This window comes from Pseudomonas sp. P7779 (genome assembly GCF_013386315.1).
In the GTDB taxonomy this organism is placed as follows: Bacteria; Pseudomonadota; Gammaproteobacteria; order Pseudomonadales; family Pseudomonadaceae; genus Aquipseudomonas.
Window position 1 is genome coordinate 1 of sequence record NZ_JACARZ010000036.1, and the last position, 3,111, is coordinate 3,111.

Annotated in this window: 1 rRNA gene; it reads left to right on the top strand. The window is 51.7% G+C overall.

The window, feature by feature from the left end:
- Positions 1–21: 21 nt before the first annotated feature.
- Positions 22–2,915 (top strand): 23S ribosomal RNA (locus HX869_RS12000).
- Positions 2,916–3,111 lie beyond the last annotated feature (196 nt).

Sequence of the window (3,111 nt, forward strand, 5' to 3'; positions counted from 1 at the left end):
CCAGATTGCTTGGGGTTATATGGTCAAGTGAAGAAGCGCATACGGTGGATGCCTTGGCAGTCAGAGGCGATGAAAGACGTGGTAGCCTGCGAAAAGCTTCGGGGAGTCGGCAAACAGACTTTGATCCGGAGATGTCTGAATGGGGGAACCCAGCCATCATAAGATGGTTACCTTACACTGAATACATAGGTGTATGGAGCGAACCAGGGGAACTGAAACATCTAAGTACCCTGAGGAAAAGAAATCAACCGAGATTCCCTTAGTAGTGGCGAGCGAACGGGGACTAGCCCTTAAGTGGCTTTGAGATTAGCGGAACGCTCTGGAAAGTGCGGCCATAGTGGGTGATAGCCCTGTACGCGAAAATCTCTTAGTCATGAAATCGAGTAGGACGGAGCACGAGAAACTTTGTCTGAATATGGGGGGACCATCCTCCAAGGCTAAATACTACTGACTGACCGATAGTGAACTAGTACCGTGAGGGAAAGGCGAAAAGAACCCCGGAGAGGGGAGTGAAATAGATCCTGAAACCGTATGCGTACAAGCAGTGGGAGCAGACTTTGTTCTGTGACTGCGTACCTTTTGTATAATGGGTCAGCGACTTATTTTCAGTGGCGAGCTTAACCGAATAGGGGAGGCGTAGCGAAAGCGAGTCTTAATAGGGCGTCTAGTCGCTGGGAATAGACCCGAAACCGGGCGATCTATCCATGGGCAGGTTGAAGGTTGGGTAACACTAACTGGAGGACCGAACCGACTACCGTTGAAAAGTTAGCGGATGACCTGTGGATCGGAGTGAAAGGCTAATCAAGCTCGGAGATAGCTGGTTCTCCTCGAAAGCTATTTAGGTAGCGCCTCATGTATCACTGTAGGGGGTAGAGCACTGTTTCGGCTAGGGGGTCATCCCGACTTACCAAACCGATGCAAACTCCGAATACCTACAAGTGCCGAGCATGGGAGACACACGGCGGGTGCTAACGTCCGTCGTGAAAAGGGAAACAACCCAGACCGTCAGCTAAGGTCCCAAAGTTATGGTTAAGTGGGAAACGATGTGGGAAGGCTTAGACAGCTAGGAGGTTGGCTTAGAAGCAGCCACCCTTTAAAGAAAGCGTAATAGCTCACTAGTCGAGTCGGCCTGCGCGGAAGATGTAACGGGGCTCAAACCATACACCGAAGCTACGGGTATCACCTTCGGGTGATGCGGTAGAGGAGCGTTCTGTAAGCCTGTGAAGGTGAGTTGAGAAGCTTGCTGGAGGTATCAGAAGTGCGAATGCTGACATGAGTAACGATAATGGGTGTGAAAAACACCCACGCCGAAAGACCAAGGTTTCCTGCGCAACGTTAATCGACGCAGGGTTAGTCGGTCCCTAAGGCGAGGCTGAAAAGCGTAGTCGATGGAAAACAGGTTAATATTCCTGTACTTCTGGTTATTGCGATGGAGGGACGGAGAAGGCTAGGCCAGCTTGGCGTTGGTTGTCCAAGTTTAAGGTGGTAGGCTGGAATCTTAGGTAAATCCGGGATTCTAAGGCCGAGAGCTGATGACGAGTCATCTTTTAGATGACGAAGTGGTTGATGCCATGCTTCCAAGAAAAGCTTCTAAGCTTCAGGTAACCAGGAACCGTACCCCAAACCGACACAGGTGGTTGGGTAGAGAATACCAAGGCGCTTGAGAGAACTCGGGTGAAGGAACTAGGCAAAATGGCACCGTAACTTCGGGAGAAGGTGCGCCGGTGAGGGTGAAGGACTTGCTCCGTAAGCTCATGCCGGTCGAAGATACCAGGCCGCTGCGACTGTTTATTAAAAACACAGCACTCTGCAAACACGAAAGTGGACGTATAGGGTGTGACGCCTGCCCGGTGCCGGAAGGTTAATTGATGGGGTTAGCTAACGCGAAGCTCTTGATCGAAGCCCCGGTAAACGGCGGCCGTAACTATAACGGTCCTAAGGTAGCGAAATTCCTTGTCGGGTAAGTTCCGACCTGCACGAATGGCGTAACGATGGCGGCGCTGTCTCCACCCGAGACTCAGTGAAATTGAAATCGCTGTGAAGATGCAGTGTATCCGCGGCTAGACGGAAAGACCCCGTGAACCTTTACTATAGCTTTGCACTGGACTTTGAATTTGCTTGTGTAGGATAGGTGGGAGGCTTTGAAGCGTGGACGCCAGTTCGCGTGGAGCCAACCTTGAAATACCACCCTGGCAACTTTGAGGTTCTAACTCAGGTCCGTTATCCGGATCGAGGACAGTGTATGGTGGGTAGTTTGACTGGGGCGGTCTCCTCCTAAAGAGTAACGGAGGAGTACGAAGGTGCGCTCAGACCGGTCGGAAATCGGTCGTAGAGTATAAAGGCAAAAGCGCGCTTGACTGCGAGACAGACACGTCGAGCAGGTACGAAAGTAGGTCTTAGTGATCCGGTGGTTCTGTATGGAAGGGCCATCGCTCAACGGATAAAAGGTACTCCGGGGATAACAGGCTGATACCGCCCAAGAGTTCATATCGACGGCGGTGTTTGGCACCTCGATGTCGGCTCATCACATCCTGGGGCTGAAGCCGGTCCCAAGGGTATGGCTGTTCGCCATTTAAAGTGGTACGCGAGCTGGGTTTAGAACGTCGTGAGACAGTTCGGTCCCTATCTGCCGTGGACGTTTGAGATTTGAGAGGGGCTGCTCCTAGTACGAGAGGACCGGAGTGGACGAACCTCTGGTGTTCCGGTTGTCACGCCAGTGGCATTGCCGGGTAGCTATGTTCGGAATAGATAACCGCTGAAAGCATCTAAGCGGGAAACTAGCCTCAAGATGAGATCTCACTGGAACCTTGAGTTCCCTGAAGGGCCGTCGAAGACTACGACGTTGATAGGTTGGGTGTGTAAGCGCTGTGAGGCGTTGAGCTAACCAATACTAATTGCCCGTGAGGCTTGACCATATAACACCCAAGCAATTTGCGTCGAAGAGACCAGATTGCGGTGTGTGAAGACGAAACGAACCGAAAGTTCGAGATCTTGCAAAACACCGAAAGCTATCACATACCCAATTTGCTGAAGCGAGGCCAACTGGCCACGACTCAGTACCCGAATTTCTTGACGACCATAGAGCATTGGAACCACCTGATCCCATCCCGA